At 62.2% G+C, this 14,306-nt stretch carries 16 protein-coding genes and 1 tRNA gene; 9 read left to right on the top strand and 8 right to left on the bottom strand.

The genetic code is table 11. From position 1 onward, the window contains the following. Positions 1-3 precede the first annotated feature (3 nt). The 6 genes from NZN28_RS00155 (at position 4) to NZN28_RS00130 (ending at position 3,407) form a co-directional block, all read left to right on the top strand. Positions 4-1,203 carry an MFS transporter gene (locus NZN28_RS00155; RefSeq protein WP_295394357.1) on the top strand — a complete coding sequence of 400 codons (1,200 nt, stop codon included), beginning with the start codon at positions 4-6 and terminating at the stop codon, positions 1,201-1,203. A gap of 54 nt (positions 1,204-1,257) precedes the next feature. Then, the gene (locus NZN28_RS00150; protein WP_295394354.1) at positions 1,258-1,572 is read left to right on the top strand and encodes a YbaB/EbfC family nucleoid-associated protein; all 315 of its coding nucleotides are present in this window, start codon (positions 1,258-1,260) and stop codon (positions 1,570-1,572) included. 51 nt (positions 1,573-1,623) lie between these two features. Further along, entirely contained in the window at positions 1,624-2,211 is a 588-nt protein-coding gene (gene recR / locus NZN28_RS00145; protein ID WP_295394351.1) for a recombination mediator RecR, read from the top strand. A 209-nt stretch (positions 2,212-2,420) separates the two neighbouring features. After that, complete coding sequence (locus NZN28_RS00140; protein WP_295394350.1) at positions 2,421-2,753, top strand: roadblock/LC7 domain-containing protein; 333 nt, start codon at positions 2,421-2,423, stop codon at positions 2,751-2,753. A gap of 10 nt (positions 2,754-2,763) precedes the next feature. Continuing rightward, entirely contained in the window at positions 2,764-3,117 is a 354-nt protein-coding gene (locus NZN28_RS00135) for a roadblock/LC7 domain-containing protein (protein WP_295394346.1), read from the top strand. Further along, entirely contained in the window at positions 3,114-3,407 is a 294-nt protein-coding gene (locus NZN28_RS00130; protein WP_295394343.1) for a DUF3467 domain-containing protein, read from the top strand. Before NZN28_RS00135 ends, NZN28_RS00130 begins: the two co-directional genes overlap by 4 nt. 185 nt (positions 3,408-3,592) lie before the next feature. Here the strand turns inward: NZN28_RS00130 and NZN28_RS00125 are convergent, their stop codons facing one another. After that, positions 3,593-5,020, bottom strand: coding sequence for a nitronate monooxygenase (locus NZN28_RS00125; RefSeq protein ID WP_295394340.1), 1,428 nt, complete (start codon positions 5,018-5,020; stop codon positions 3,593-3,595). A gap of 278 nt (positions 5,021-5,298) precedes the next feature. Between NZN28_RS00125 and NZN28_RS00120 the strand changes: the two genes are divergently transcribed. Next, positions 5,299-5,964 carry a uracil-DNA glycosylase gene (locus tag NZN28_RS00120; protein ID WP_295394338.1) on the top strand — a complete coding sequence of 222 codons (666 nt, stop codon included), beginning with the start codon at positions 5,299-5,301 and terminating at the stop codon, positions 5,962-5,964. Positions 5,965-5,992: 28 nt separating this feature from the next. Here the strand turns inward: NZN28_RS00120 and NZN28_RS00115 are convergent, their stop codons facing one another. Further along, the gene (locus NZN28_RS00115) at positions 5,993-6,643 is read right to left on the bottom strand and encodes an MIP/aquaporin family protein (RefSeq protein ID WP_295394336.1); all 651 of its coding nucleotides are present in this window, start codon (positions 6,641-6,643) and stop codon (positions 5,993-5,995) included. 96 nt (positions 6,644-6,739) lie between these two features. On the opposite strand from NZN28_RS00115, the gene NZN28_RS00110 reads away from it, so the two are divergent. Continuing rightward, positions 6,740-7,201 (top strand): HD domain-containing protein, encoded by a 462-nt coding sequence (locus NZN28_RS00110; RefSeq protein WP_295394334.1) that lies wholly within the window; start codon positions 6,740-6,742, stop codon positions 7,199-7,201. A gap of 630 nt (positions 7,202-7,831) precedes the next feature. Here the strand turns inward: NZN28_RS00110 and pruA are convergent. The 5 genes from pruA to NZN28_RS00085 form a co-directional block, all read right to left on the bottom strand. Beyond that, positions 7,832-9,379: an L-glutamate gamma-semialdehyde dehydrogenase gene (pruA, locus tag NZN28_RS00105; RefSeq protein WP_295394332.1), complete on the bottom strand. Its 1,548-nt coding sequence runs from the start codon at positions 9,377-9,379 to the stop codon at positions 7,832-7,834. Positions 9,380-9,413: 34 nt separating this feature from the next. Then, positions 9,414-9,815 (bottom strand): ACT domain-containing protein, encoded by a 402-nt coding sequence (locus tag NZN28_RS00100; RefSeq protein ID WP_295394330.1) that lies wholly within the window; start codon positions 9,813-9,815, stop codon positions 9,414-9,416. A 2-nt stretch (positions 9,816-9,817) separates the two neighbouring features. Beyond that, the gene (locus NZN28_RS00095; RefSeq protein WP_295394327.1) at positions 9,818-10,741 is read right to left on the bottom strand and encodes a proline dehydrogenase; all 924 of its coding nucleotides are present in this window, start codon (positions 10,739-10,741) and stop codon (positions 9,818-9,820) included. A 10-nt stretch (positions 10,742-10,751) separates the two neighbouring features. Further along, positions 10,752-11,411, bottom strand: a complete 660-nt coding sequence (locus NZN28_RS00090) for a GntR family transcriptional regulator (protein ID WP_295394325.1) — start codon at positions 11,409-11,411, stop codon at positions 10,752-10,754. A 658-nt stretch (positions 11,412-12,069) separates the two neighbouring features. Continuing rightward, positions 12,070-12,146 (bottom strand) — tRNA-Trp (locus tag NZN28_RS00085). Between the two features lie 135 nt (positions 12,147-12,281). On the opposite strand from NZN28_RS00085, the gene NZN28_RS00080 reads away from it, so the two are divergent. Further along, positions 12,282-13,247, top strand: a complete 966-nt coding sequence (locus tag NZN28_RS00080; protein ID WP_295394322.1) for a carbohydrate kinase family protein — start codon at positions 12,282-12,284, stop codon at positions 13,245-13,247. Between the two features lie 226 nt (positions 13,248-13,473). On the opposite strand, the gene NZN28_RS00075 is transcribed toward NZN28_RS00080, so the two are convergent. Continuing rightward, positions 13,474-14,268, bottom strand: coding sequence for a class I SAM-dependent methyltransferase (locus NZN28_RS00075; RefSeq protein ID WP_295394319.1), 795 nt, complete (start codon positions 14,266-14,268; stop codon positions 13,474-13,476). Positions 14,269-14,306: the final 38 nt, after the last annotated feature.

Here is a 14,306-nt window from a genome sequence, read left to right as displayed (position 1 = left end):
CCTATGTGGAAAGCATTGTGGCTTCCCGGATTTCGCTGGCTATTCCTATCCACCCTCATATCGCTGGTTGGCAGCAAAATCCACCGCGTCGCGCTGCTCTTTGTGGCCTACCAGGAGTCGCAAAATGCGGTCTGGGTCTCCCTGATTTTGGGGGCCCAGTTTCTGGCCAGCGCGGCGCTTGGGCCGCTGCTCGGGCCCCTGGCCGACCGCTATGACCGGCGCATCCTGATGGTTTTCTCCGACCTGGCCCGGGCCCTCCTGGTCGCCTGCATCCCGCTTTTTGCCATTGGCTCGATGCCCCTCCTGATGGTCATTGCATTTCTGATGTCGGCTTTTGAGTCGGTCTATTACTCGGCCAGCAACAGCGCCATCCCGGATGTCGTACCCGAGAGGGCGCTGGACGAAGCCAACGGGCTGATGAACTTTGCCAATCGTTTTGCAGACGTGACCTTTGTAGCCCTCGCGGGCGTTCTGGTCGCGAATGTGGGCCCTGCGCCCGCTTTCTGGATTGATGCCGCTTCATACCTGGTGGCAGCTGGCCTGCTAACCCTTTTACCCCCCCTGCCGGGCAAGGCAGGCAAAGGCAATTACTTTGCTGCCGTGGCAGAGGGCCTTCGCCCGCTCTGGCAAAACCCCACCCTTCGCCGAACCATTGGCACCCTGGCCCTGGCTGCTGCTTTCGGCTCGGTGGAGGGCGCTTTGGGGATTGTGTATGCGGTGGGCGCGCTCAAAATTGGGGTTCAGGGCTTTGGGGTGCTGGAGGGCCTGATGGCCGGAGGGGCCATCGTGGGCTTGTTCGTGACCATGCCCCTGATTAAGCGCCTATCCCGCGAGACGGTGTTTTTGCTGGGGCTTGGGGCTTGGGGGCTTTTTCTGGCCTCCACCGGCCTTTTTCCTGTCCCGGTCTGGGCCGGGGTCGCCATGGTTGCCCTGGGCATTCTGAACACCATGTTTATCGTTCCGGCCCGCTCCATCATTCAACTGGCTGCGCCCGCCGAGCTGCGGGGCCGGATTATGGCCGCTTTCGGCGCTACCATGCAGAGTGCGGTTCTGGTCGGCACCTTTCTGGCCGGGGTTCTGGAGCCGCGCCTGGGGGTGCTGACGGTCTTGTACTTTTCCGGCGTTGCAGTGTTTTTGGCGGCCTTCACGGTGTTTTTATGGGGTGGCATCCCACGCTTGCCCGCCGAAGCCAGACCGGGGTAATGGTACGGGGCGCCGCTTGATGCCATAATGGATGGCGTTGTGCTGGAGGCATAGATGAACATCCAGAAAATCATGAAGGAGGCCCAGAAGGCCCAGAGAAAAGCGGCTGAAGTACAAGAAAGGCTGGGCCAGATGTTGGTGGTCGGGAGCGCAGGAGGCGGCTTAATAGAGGTTACGGCCAACGGCCACGGGCAGATCCAGGGTGTCAAGCTCAAACCCGAAGCCGTGGACAAGGACGACCTCGAGGCCCTCGAAGACCTGCTCCTGGTCGCCATCCAGGATGCCCAAAAAAAGGCCCACGACCTCTCAGAAAAAGAGATGAGCCGCGAACTCGGCGGCATCGGCAACATGCTGGGGGGCATGTTCTAGGGCAGAGCCAGAAGCCCTCTGGTGCTTTTGGCCTTCAGCATCGGGCCACCCATGCGCTACCCTGAGCGGCTCCTAAAACTTGTCCGCGCCCTGGCCGGTCTGCCGGGGGTCGGCCCCAAAAGCGCCCAGAAGCTGGGGCTATTTCTGGTTCAAAACCCCGATACCGCCGGAGATTTGCTGGGCAGCCTGGAGGCCGCCCGGGCCCTGCATCCCTGCCCGGCGTGCGGCAACCTGGCCGAAGACGCGCTGTGCCCCATCTGCGCCGACCCCGAGCGCGACAAAACGACCATCTGCGTGGTCGAGACCATCTCCGACCTGATGGCCATCGAGCGCAGCGGCGAGTACAACGGCCTCTATCACGTGCTGGGCGGCGCCCTCAACCCCCTGGAGGGGATTGGGCCGGAGCAGCTCAACCTGGAAAAGCTTTTTGCCCGCCTGGAGGGCGTTGCTGAGGTCATTCTGGCCACCGGCATGACCGTGGAGGGCGAGGCCACCGCGGGCTATCTGGCCGAACGACTGAACCAGCGGCACATCCGCTCGACCCGGCTGGCCTATGGCCTGCCGGTGGGCGGGAGCCTCGAGTACGCCGACGAGGTAACCCTGGCCCGGGCGCTGGAGAATCGGCGGGGCTATCAGTAGAGCGCTCTTTACCTGTTGGGTCTATTCAACCTCGAGCAAGCTTTGTCCTGGACAGAACAGGGGCTGCCCATCCGGGCGGCTACGCCTGGAAAGGGCGCGATAAGCCGTCTAAGACCACGTAACGCTTGGTGGTGCAATTGGGCCAAACCCAGGCAGGGGCTATGCTAGGCTAAAACCCGTATGGATTGGGACGATTGGGGGGAGAGCGCGTGAAGATGCTCGAGACCCTGGTATCTCTGGGAGTCCGCCAGGCCATCCTGACCAGCCAGGACGGGCTGGTCATCGAGAGCGTTGGCAAGCAAACGCCGGAGCCGGAGCTGCTGGCTGCCGAGCTGGCCACCCTCGCCAGGGCCAGCCGCACCCTGACCCGAAGCCTGGGCGGAGACCTGCGGCGCTTCACCCTTGCGACCGAACACCGAGAGGTGCTGGTGGTGGCTTTTGGCGGCTATTTTCTGGGAGCCGTGGTTGAGAAGGGCGCCGATCGCAAAAGCATCGGCAACGAGCTTTCGCGCCTGGCTTTGCGTCTGGCGCAGTCCATCTAGGAGTCAATCTATGGTTCAAGAAGTGCTTGGCGAGTTGCAGGTCACCAAAGGCGTACTGGCCTCGGCGCTGGTCGCCGAGGATGGTTTTGTGGTGGAGAGTCTGCGCACCGAGGAGGCCCCCGACGTGGATTTCCTGGGCGGCGCGGCCTCCACTGCCCTGGCTTCTGCACGGGCTTTGTCCCAGGAACTGAACCGCGGCGAGGTTGAAGAGGTCATGGTAGAGTACCCCGAGGGGCCGGTGCTGCTGGTTCCGCTCGAGGCTGGGTATTTACTGGTGGTGCTGATGGATTCCATGCAAAGCCTGGGCCGGGTGCGCTTCCAGCTCAAAAAGAGTGTCCCACGCCTCCAGGAGGCTTTATCGTGAGTGAAGTTTCACAAGTACCCGAACTACGTGTAGACATCGACCGCGAAACCGCTCTTGGCAAGTACGCCAATTTTGCCATCTTCTCGCACCAGAAAAACGAGTTCTACCTCGACTTTGCTCTGATGCAACCCGGCAGCCAGCCCAACCAGGTCGTTGCCGTAGTCACCAGCCGGGTTATCACCAGCCCGCAGCACGCCAAAGCCCTCCTGCGCAGCCTGGCCGAGAACATCCAGCGCTACGAGGAGACCTACGGGGTCATTCCAGAAGCCCTGGATACGACCAAAGCCTGAATACCTGAAGGACTATCGCGCTCTTCACAGACGTGGCCGCCCACGAAAACGAGAAGGGACAAGTGTCTGCGTTGGGTCTGGGCCGAGACGCATGTTTTCGAGTTTCCAGGCGGCCACTGTTCTGTCCAGGACAAAGCTTTCTTATCGTCGAATGGCTCTATGTGAAGAGCCCTCTAGCCCCGGAATCATCCACCCGCTGCCAACGGCTGGGTGTTTGCCTCGGAGATGGGCCGCTTGCCAAGCAGATAAGCCACCACATCCCGGGCGCTGTACCGCTTGCCGAAATGCCTGACAAAGCGACCTATGCGCTCGAGGTCATCCCCGCTGGTCACGAGGGGCAGCTCGAGGTCGCCATTTTTCTGCACCTGGCCCTGCCCCACCGCCGCCAGCAGCGCATTGCACAGGCATTTGCGCCCTTCGGTGTTGGCGGGGTCGCCCCCTTTGGCCAGATACTGGTCAACGGGCTCAGATGCACAGCGAAAGCCGATTTTTCCTTCCGGCGTCTGATAGGCCTCGCGCAGATAGCCGAGGTCACAGACTCGGGTGCGGCGGCGGTAGACCTCCGGTTGCGACAGGGTGCCCTCTATCTCCGCGACCTTGAAAGGGAAACCGGTGGGCGAGGCTTTAGGGTCGGTAAAAACCCTGACCTCACCCCTGGCCGCCTGCTCCAGCACCCGCTCTTTGAGGCCCGCCTCAAAGCCCGACTCCTGGCTGTAGGCAAAAAGCGTGCCCACCTGGATACCGGCTGCGCCCTGGTCCAGGGCCTGCTCGAGGGCTTCGGGCGAACCGGTGCCGCCAGCCAGCCAAAAGGGCAGGCCCAGGGCTTTGATCTGCTCGAGGTCCACCACATCCCGCTCACCGTACACCGGCTGCCCCCGCTCGTCGAAGACCGGCGCGCCGCGGGGTGGGGCATTGTGGCCACCCGCCGTGGGCCCTTCAATCACGAAACCCTGGATGGTGCCCGTCACCTTGCGGGCCAGCAGGGTGGCCAGGGAGTTGGAAGCAATAATCGGCAAGAAGTTGGGGCGCTTCAGGGTCTGGGCCTGACCGGCGATTTCCAGCGGGTTGAACTGCAAGCGCGGCGCTTCGGAAGAGGTCCAGCCCGTCACGTCCAGCTTGAGCGAGGCCGTCTTTCCAGCGGCCAGTTTGTCCAGGGCCTCCGGAATCTCGCGGGGAATGCCCGCGCCCATCAGCACATAATCCACCCCGGCCAGCATGGCCCCGTAGAGCGTGCCCAGGGTTGGGATTTGCAGTTTGGTCAGCAGGTTAATCCCGACCAGGCCCGAATGGCCCTCCTTGGCCAGGAACACCTCTACATAGCCTCCCAGCACGTGCAGTATTTGCGATGCGGTGTCACCCAGGCGACTCGGCAGGGGGATGCGTTTGTAAGGCGCCCCCTGGCGGCCTTCGGGCCGGAAATACCTGTTCAAGACAGGCTCCACCCACTGCTGGAAAGGGAATGCGGCCAGCGCCCGGCGCACCAGACCCCCGGGGTCGCCATCCTGCAAGCGCCGCACCATCACGGTGTCCATGGCTGTACCCGAGACAACCCCAAGTTGTCCCAGCATCGAAACGGTGCGGGCCAGGCGCCAGTTGGAAACAGAGACGCCCATCCCCCCCTGGATTATGCGCGGTAGGGCTAAACTAGAAACGCTTTGCACAGGAACGAACCTCCAAAAATGCTCGGCTAAAGACGAGACGCCTGATTGTACGGCGCGGACAGGTGAGAACGTAAGGCAAAAATCCCCTTCGGGCGGGTCTGTACCGGGTACAGAAAAGCAAAATGGGTATGCAGGCAGGTTTTTGTATCGCCCCCCAAAAGGGGAAGCCGAATGCAAAAAAACCCGGCGCTCTGGCCGTGCGAGGGAAGGGATGGTCTAATGGGGGTAGCATGAGCCTCGAGGCCCTCCACACCCAGATGGCCGCCTGCCGGGCCTGCCCCCGGCTGGTGGCCTGGCGCGAGCAGGTAGGACGGGAAAAACGCGCCGCCTATCGCCACCAGGAGTACTGGGCCCGGCCTGTGCCGGGGTTTGGCGACCCCGAGGCCCGCATCCTGGTTTTTGGGCTGGCCCCCGGTGCCCACGGCTCCAACCGCACCGGGCGACCTTTTACCGGCGATGCCTCGGGCGACTTTCTATATCCGGCCCTCTACCGCGCCGGACTCGCCAGCCGACCCACCTCGAGCCACCCAAAGGATGGCCTGGTTCTGCACGACGTTTACATCACGGCTGCCGTGCGCTGCGCACCGCCAGAAAACAGACCAAGCCCGCTCGAGCTGAAAACCTGCGCCACCTGGACCCAGCAGGAACTGGCCCTGCTGAAAAACCTCAAGGTCTTGCTGGCCCTGGGTCAGATTGCGCACCAGGCCCTTTTGGATTACCTCGGCCTGCGCCGCTCAGCCCATCCCTTTGCGCACGGCAGCCTGTACCGTGTGGGTAGGCAGGTCTTGCTGAGTTCATACCACGTCAGCCGCCAGAACACCCAGACCGGCAAACTCACTGCGGCCATGTTCGATGCAATCCTCGAGCGGGCAAAAAGCCTTGCCAACCGCCCTTGACTGCTGGCAGTGGGCCCACCTCAGGGCCTCAGCTTTCGGCCTTCTTGCTGTACAAAAAGTCGTAGAGCAGGGCCGCCAACCCGGCCCCCACCACCGGGCCTACCCAGTAAACCCAGTGGGCGTTCCACTCGCCCCCTACGATGGCCGGGCCGAGTGCCCGGGCAGGGTTCATGGCCGCTCCAGAGATGGCCCCACCGGCCAGGATGTCCATGGTCACGGCCAGGCCAATGACCAGACCCGCAAAACGAAAGTTGTTGAACACCGCCGAGCCAAAAATCACCGAGACCAGGAAAAAGGTCAGGAAAACCTCCATCATAAGGGCCTGAATGGCGGTGTGGTTGGTGCCGGGCACCGGGGTTCCCTCGGCGACAGCGTTCCCGCCATAAAGAGCGCCAATGAAGAAGGCCGCCACCAGCCCCCCCAGCAGTTGAGCGAGCCAGTAGCCCACCGCCCCCACCGGGGTCATGCGACCGGTGATGAGCATGGCAAAGGTAACCGCAGGGTTGAAATGCCCCCCCGAGATGGCCCCCAGGGCCACCACCGAAAGGCCAATGGCCAGTCCGTGGGCCAGGGCCACCGCCATCAGGTCACCGCCTTGGGTAGAGGCAATAGCCCCAATTCCCACGAAACACAAGGCAAAAACGCCCAGAAACTCTGCAACGAGAGCGCGTATGTTCATGCTTTCCTCCCGCCATAACGTTACCCCAGTGGGCGGGGTTCCCTCAATTGGCCGGATTTGACAAAACGAACAGGCCCCAATGCGTAGGATAAATAGGTGTGGTTGCGTCTCAAGCGATTGTACAAGGCCTTTGCCCCGGCCCAGGCCACCCCGGATGATGCCTGGGCCCTGGCCGAACTCAGCATCGAGGAGGCCCACCTGTACAAGGCGATGGATGTCCGGGACCGGGAACACGCGGTGCGGGTAGCCAAGCGGCTGTTGGAGCGCTACCCCGATGCTCCAAGCTATGCGGTGCGGGCAGCCCTGCTGCACGACAGCGGCAAGGCCCTGCGCCCCTACCGGCCCTTGGAGCGGATTCTGACCGGGCTTGTCGGCCTCGAGGTGCCCATCGAACCCCTCGACAAAGGGCTGCGCGGGGCCTGGCAGATTCGCCGCCATCATCCCGAGTATGCGGCCATGCGGATCCTGGACCCTCAGGTCGCCCAGATTGTGCGGGAGCACCACCAGCCCCAAAGCCTCTGGGCCCGGCGGCTGCACGAGGTGGATGAAGAGTTCTAACAGGGTCGGTTGGTTGGTTACCAAACAGCGACCAGCCGACCCAGCCAATGGGAGTGCTGTGGAACTCCAAAGACAGCCTCCAGGGCTTTAGGCGTACCAGCATCTTATACCAACATCTACAACGAGGTAACGCATAAAGCCTCCTGAATCCAAGACCAGAACCCAAAGCTATCTGACCCTGGCAAGCTGGACGATACCACTCGGCAGCCAGGCGTTGGTGCTCCAGCCAAGGGTACATGCCGCCTTCAGAATTCCGCCTGCCGCTTCGACGTTGTATGGCCCGATCCTGACTTTAGGTGCCGCTTTGAGGGAGATTTGGTATTAGAGCGCTCTTCACATATTCTGAGCCATTCGAGTTCGAAAAAGCCTGATTCTGAACGGAACAGTGGTCGCCTGGATGGACGGCCACGTCTGTGAAGAGCGCGATAGGGTGACAAAGGATTGGAGCGGGGGTAGGTCTCCCCACCTGCCCCCTGCGCCCTGACCTCTGCCTTGACGCACCGCTTCAGTAGAATGCCAAGGGTTCGAGCAAGGTTGGCATCAAGACCTCGAGCCGGGAGCGCAAGCCCAAAAATACCCCCATCAACGATGGCGTTGATGGGGTATTTTGCTTCTCAGGCTGTCTTGCAATCAGAACCGCTCGGTCACGCTCTTCATTTGCAGGAAGTTAAGCAGGTAATCGGGCCCCCCGGCCTTGGTATCGGTGCCCGATAGGTTGAAGCCACCAAAAGGCTGCACGCCGACCAGCGCCCCGGTAATTTTGCGGTTGAAGTAGAGGTTGCCCACGTGGAACTCGCGGCGGGCCCGCTCCAGGCGCTCGCGCTTGCGCGAGAACACCCCGCCCGTCAGGCCAAAGCGGGTGCCGTTGGCCACCTCGAGCGCAGCGTCGAAGTCGGGCACCCGAATCACCGAGAGCACCGGGCCAAAAATTTCCTCCTGGGCGATGCGGGCATCGGGCGAGACTTGATTGAAAATGGTCGGCGCGATGAAGAAGCCGCTGCCCTCGAGCCGCCGACCCCCCAGGGCCAGCCGGGCCTCCTGCTGTCCTATCTCGATGTACGAGAGCACGGTCTGTTCCTGCTGGGCGCTGGCCACCGGCCCCATGTCGGGGTTCTCTTCGGCAGGCCCCACAATCAGGCTTTCGGTGCGGTCCAGCACCTGCTCCATCAGGAGGTCGTGCACGGCATCCACCACAATCAGCCTCGAGGCCGCCGAGCACTTTTGCCCCTGGAAGCCAAAGGCGCTCTGCACGGTGGCCTGAGCCGCCGCAGCCAGGTCGGCGGTCTCGTCCACAATCAGGCCGTCCTTGCCGCCAAGCTCCAGGAAAACCCGCTTGAGCCAGACCTGCCCCGGCGAAAGCCGGGCCGCGCTTTCGTTGATTTTGAGGCCGACCTCGAGGGAGCCAGTAAAGTTGATAAAGCGGGTGCGGGGGTGCTGCACCAGATAGGCCCCCACTTCGCTGCCCGACCCCGGCAAAAAGTTAGCCACCCCTGCGGGCAGGCCGGCCTCTTCCAGGATCTCGAAGAGCTTGGCCGCGATGACCACGGTGTCCTCGGCGGGTTTGGAAACCACGCAGTTGCCCACCGCAATGGGGGCCACGGTCATGCCGGTCAGGATGGCCAGGGGAAAGTTCCAGGGGGCAATCACCACCCCCACCCCCAGCGGGATGTAGAAGGCCTCGTTGTCCTCGCCGGGGTAAGGCACCACCGGAGCGCCGTCCTTGTACTTGAGGGCCGAAAGGGCGTAGTAGCGAATGAAGTCTATGGCCTCGGCCACATCGGCGGCGGCTTCCACCCAGTTCTTGCCGATCTCATAGACCAGCCAGGCCTCGAGTTCCCGCTGGCGGCGCTTCATGATCTGGGCTGCTTTGAGCAACACCCGGCTGCGGTGCTCCTGGGGCCAGTCCTTCCAGCTCTTGAAAGCCCGCCAGGCTGCATCTAGGGCGGCGTCGGCCTCGGCAATGCCCGCTTTGGCGCTCACCCCAATCACCTCCGCGGGATTTGAAGGATTGGTGGAGGTGATGCTGGCCTGGGTATGCACCTTCTCGCCGCCAATGATGAGGGGGTAGTGACGGCCAAACTGGGCGCGCACCTCGGTCAGGGCCTTGCGCATGGCCTCAAAGGCTTCGGGGCTCTGGAAGGTTTCGATGGGTTCGGGACGGTAGGGTTCGGGGGTCATATCGCTCCTTTCGGGGATGGCTTGGGGTTCAGGGTCAAGGCTTTAGCGCTACAGCGTGTACCACATGTCCAGCCTGCTCGAGGGCTGCCACCGCCTGCTCGAGCTGGTGGTGCTTGAGCAGCACATAGTCGGTATTGTAGGTCGAGACCGCAAAGATCCCGACCCCGGCTTTGGCCAGCGGGTTCAGCACCGAGGCCAGGATGCCCGTGAGGGCAAAATCAAAGGGGCCTGCCAGACCGAGACAACGCCAGTTGCGTTCGGCCTTGACTTCGGGGGGCACGCGGTTCTGCAGACAGACCACGGTCAGCTCCTCCTCGCTGCGGCTGATGCTCAGAAAGCCCTCGCCCAGCGCCCAGGCCGGGATGGAGGCGGTCGCCTCGAGCTGGCAAACCGCATAGAGGTCTTCCAGAACGTGCAAATTCAGTTTCGCTGCCATATCTATCCCTGAATCAGGCTGCGGGCCACGAACAAAAGGTTCTCGGGCCTTTCGGCAATGCGGCGCGAAAAGTAGGGGTACCAGTCGGTGCCGTAGGGTACGTAAGCCCGCACGGTGTAGCCCTCGGCGGCCAGTTTTCTCTGCTCGTCGCGGCGCACCCCATACAGCAGTTGGAACTCGAAGCGGTCGCGCCCGATGCCTTTCTCGGCTGTCCAGCGTTTCATCTCCTCGAGGATCAAGGGGTCGTGGCTGGCAATGGCGGTATAGAGGCCATTTTCCAGGGCCTTCTTGCACAACACCACAAACTGGGCATCCACCATGCGCTTGTCCTGGAAGGCCACCTCGGGGGGTTCCTTGTATGCGCCCTTCACGATGCGCACGGGGGTCTGGAGGGGTATAAGGTCTTGCAGGTCTTGTTCGGTGCGTTTGAGGTAGCTCTGCAACACCACCCCGGTGTTGTCGAAGCCGGCCTCCCGCAATCGCCGGTAAACCCGCAGCGTGGCCTCCACGCGGGGGCTGTCCTCCATGTCTATTCGCACGAAGCAGCCCACCTTTCGGGCCTCGGTCAGGATTTCCTGCATCAGGGCCAAAGCCAGGTCTTCGGAGGAATCGAGGCCCAGCTGGGTGAGCTTGAGGGCCACATACCGGGGGTAAGGCAGGGCCCCCAAAGCCTGAACCAGCCGAACAATCTCGCCCTGAAATTTTCGCGCCTCGGCTTCGGAGGTGACCATCTCACCCAGCAAATCCAGGATGGCGTGCACCCGGTCGCGCTCGAGGGCCTCCACCACCCGCAGGGCTTCCTCCAGGGTATCGCCCGCGATGAAGCGTCGGGCAAAATTACGCCCCCGGGTCAGCACCAGATGTTTGATGCTTGGGTTCTGGGCCAGGGCCAGCACAAACGAACGGTAGGTCTGATTAAAATCCATGGGGACTCCTCTACTGCCAGACCTGCTCCCGAAGGCTTTGCATCACCTGATCGCGGAAGTAAAAAACGTGCGCCCGCGCAGCCTCGGCGGCCTGCCTGGGGTTGTGGGCTTTGAGCGCCGACAGGATGGCCTGGTGCTGCCGGCGGGTTTTGGGATGCTGGGAGAGGGTTTGCTGAAAGGAGCGAACAAGCGTGAGGCTCGAGCGCAAATCGGCATAAATTCGGGCCAGGGTCTTGTTGTGCGCTGCCTCGACCAGGGCCGTGTGAAAGTCGAAGTCAACCTGCATCTGCCGGTTGTAATCGTCTTTGGGCAGCAAATCCAGGGTTTTTAGGAGTTCCTCGAGGTGTTGTAGTTCGGCTGGAGTGGCGTGTTGGGCTGCTAGAGTCGCTGCCTCGCCCTCGAGCAAAGCCCGCACGTCGTAAACCTCGCGCACGTCGTCCGCCGACAGGACGCGAACCCGCGCGCCTTTGTTGGGCAGCAGTTCCACCAGACCCTCCTGCGATAAGCGCTGCAAAGCCTCCCGCACAGGGGTGCGGCTGATGCCGAGCTCCTGGGCCAACCCTGGCTCGGAGATGCGCGTCCCTGGCTGCAACAAACCGGCCAGAATCGCACCCCGCAGGTGTGCGTAGGCTGCTTCGCGCACCGAGTGGGGTCGCTGGAAGTGAGCCATAAAGTGTATACAGTATACACATTGAAACGCTCGAGGTCAAATTTTTTGGCTTGCTCACAAGCCTCTAACTATTACATAGCCCGTCCTCTGGCAAGAGCAAAAGCGAGCCGGGGTGCCAACGGCGAGGACGCCCAGCTTACCGCTTATGCAGCCCGCTCTGGTGCCCCATCAAGCCCCACCATGCTTTTGGCATGGTGGGGCTGCACTATTTTCAAAGGAAGCAGCAGGCAGTTGTAAAGATAGGCGTGCACTCGCACAAATACCAAAGAGTGGCAGCCCTCAAGCCCCTCCCTCCGGCGCAGGAAGGGTTGGGGAAGGTATTAGGCGAGGCATTCAACTCACAGATTGCGTGAAGGGCCAGGTCAGCCACCCCACCTGGCCTCCCCTACAAAGGAGGGGAGGGACAGAGCGAGTCCAGACCATCATTGACTTGATTCGCTCACCGTACAGGATGTGGTTGTACTGGCGCTCGAGCTACACAGCAATTGGGCCATCCGCCCATCAATCGCCCCATCTGACGGTGATGTGGCCTAATCGGGACAAGCGCAGAGGCAGTGGAGCTACCACCACATAAACACGGGAGGCTGCCCGGCCTCCACTCCTCGCATCGTAGAGGCGGCAAGCAACCAAACCGCAGCACCGCTAAAAAAATTTCCTCTGGCGGGCCGTGAAGGATTCGAACCTCCGACACCTCGTTTTGGAGACGAGTGCTCTACCGGACTGAGCTAACGGCCCATGTTTTGCCTTTTTTATCGCATTTTTCAGCGGCATCACTCTCCGCAAACCCCATTTTGTCTTGGAGACATACGGATGTCAACCCCAGGCCCTCGAGACCGGTCAAAAGCGCCTGGTCAGAGTACAATCGGCCCGATGGCAGACCTCAAACCGCTCATTGCCGTTGGCGACCTCACCTGGGATGTGCTGGCGAAACCGAACACGCTGCTCCTACCCGGCGGCGATACCACCGGACGGGTGCTCCTCATGGGCGGCGGCAGCGCGGCCAATGTGGCGGTGTGGGCGGCGCGGGTGGGCTATCCGGCGGGGTTCATAGGGGAGGTCGGACAAGACCGCTTCGGCGAGTTTGCTGTGCAGGAGCTGGCCGCCGAGGGCGTGGAACCGCACATCATCTGGAACGGCAGCACCCCCACGGGGGTCATTCTGGTCTTGATTGATGCAGCCGGGCAGCGCTCCATGCTGACCTCGCAGGGAGCCGACTTTGAGCTGCGCCCCGAAGAGGTGCCGGTTGAGATTATTCGGCAGGCCGGGCACCTGCACGTGACGGCCTGGTCGCTTTTCACCGACCCTCCCCGGCAAGCCGCCCTCAAGGCGGTGCAGGTTGCCCGCGAGGCCGGTCTCACCATCTCCTTCGACCCCGGCTCCTTTCAGATGATTCGAGAAATCGGGCGCGAGGAGTTCCGCCGGATGACCCGCGACCTTTCGCTGGATTTCGTATTCCCCAACCTGGACGAGGGTCAGGCCCTGACCGGTGCAAGGGAGCCGAAGGATGTGCTCGAGGTTCTGCAAAAGCTCTACCCCGAGGCCATGATTCTGCTCAAGCTGGCTGCCGAGGGCGCTCTGATTCTTGACCGGGGCCACCTGATCGAACTCCAGGCCACCCGCGACCAGCCGGTAGATGCCACAGGCGCGGGCGATTCGTTCGGCGGGGCATTTTTGGGGCATTACTTGCGCTCAGGGGATGCCCTCGCGGCAGGGCAACTCGCGGTGCAGGTCGCCGGCTGGGTCATCGGGCGGTTTGGGGCCCGCCCCCCAATGGATGCCGAGGTCAGGGGGCGCCTCGAGCGGTTTGGCTTTGCTTCTGAATGCTCACAACGCTGAAACGAGGAACGCAGAAAAGGCTGTTGAGGGTGTCGCGCCGCGTGCAGTGAGGAATCGGGTGTGCCAGTCTTCGGGCATTCGCCGTCCATGCGCTGTATCCGGGTCGGCGCGTCTTCGCTTATCGGGCTCCCTACAGACGCGGCTACCCATCGAGGCGGCCACTGCTCTATACCAGAACAAAGCTTTCTCGAGGTCGGGGGGCTCGATATGTGAAACGCACTCTGGTCTATGGCAATCTGCTGCTCCGTACCACGAATTTCCAGTGGATGGGGTATTCGGCATCGGGGTCGGGGTAGGTGGCCGCCACCCACTGGGTGAGTTCGGCCACCGAGGGCCTGAACACCTCTTCGGGCACGTCCCAGGTGAAGGAGTAGATGCGCTCCAGCAGCATCTCGAGGCTGGTACGCGGGCTGCGCATCTCGGTCCAGTCGGCCACGGTCTTGGCTTTGGGCTCGAGGCCATGGCGCATGAGTTCCTTTTCCACCTCGGCCAGACGGGCCTGGTGGCGGCCCCGCACCAGGGTATAGCCCAGACCGGCCAGAATTTCTTTCCACTTCTGCTGGATGCGCCAGTCTTCACTTTCGTGGTCGGATAAATCCCAGCCTTCAAACAGAAAACCCCCGGGTCGCAGCACCCGCAAGCACTCCTGCAAGGCTTTTTGCCAGTTGTCCAAAAGATGCCAGAAGTGCACTGCAATGACCGCATGAAGGCTGGCTTTCTCGAAGGGCAGCTCGCGGGCATCGGCCTCGACCAGGCGGGCTTTGCGGGCCACCCCGGCCACTTTTTGCCGCAAGACCTCGAGCATGGCCGGGTTGTCATCCAGGGCAATGTAGCGGTAACCCCTGGCGATAATCGGCACCGAAATGCGGCCCGTGCCGGCCCCCACTTCCAGAAACAAAGGGTCGCGGAATAACTTTTCGACGGGAGCCGTGAGCGCAGTGGCGATACGCCCGGAAACCTCGGGCGGATGATACCGCGTGCGGTCGTAGGTAAAGGCCACCCGACTGAAATGAGACGTCATGCTCGGTTTTATGATAGCAATGGCGTGTCAAATTGCAA

Origin of the sequence: Meiothermus sp., from assembly GCF_025056915.1 — a bacterium.
Classification (GTDB): Bacteria; Deinococcota; Deinococci; order Deinococcales; family Thermaceae; genus Meiothermus.
The sequence above is the reverse complement of the archived record's forward strand: the minus strand, read 5'-3'. Positions and strand labels throughout refer to the sequence as shown.